Consider the following 242-nt stretch of genomic DNA (forward strand, 5'->3'; position numbering starts at 1 on the left):
ACACTAACACCTGAAGCTAGCGCGTCTACCAATTCCGCCACCTTCGCACAGTCATCTTACTGGTTTGATATCGCCTCGTTGGTGCGAGGGGGGGGACTCGAACCCCCACATCCGTAAGGACACTAACACCTGAAGCTAGCGCGTCTACCAATTCCGCCACCTTCGCCCAGTGCGAGCAATATCATTGTGATTTATGGTGCGAGGGGGGGGACTCGAACCCCCACATCCGTAAGGACACTAAC

At 55.4% G+C, this 242-nt stretch carries 1 tRNA gene; it reads right to left on the reverse strand.

Annotated elements, in window-relative coordinates:
- Window positions 1-79 precede the first annotated feature (79 nt).
- A tRNA-Leu gene (locus LDK53_RS22785) sits at window positions 80-166 on the reverse strand.
- Window positions 167-242: the final 76 nt, after the last annotated feature.

Origin of the sequence: Enterobacter sp. K16B, assembly GCF_020216105.1 — a bacterium.
GTDB classification, from domain to species: Bacteria; Pseudomonadota; Gammaproteobacteria; order Enterobacterales; family Enterobacteriaceae; genus Enterobacter; species Enterobacter sichuanensis.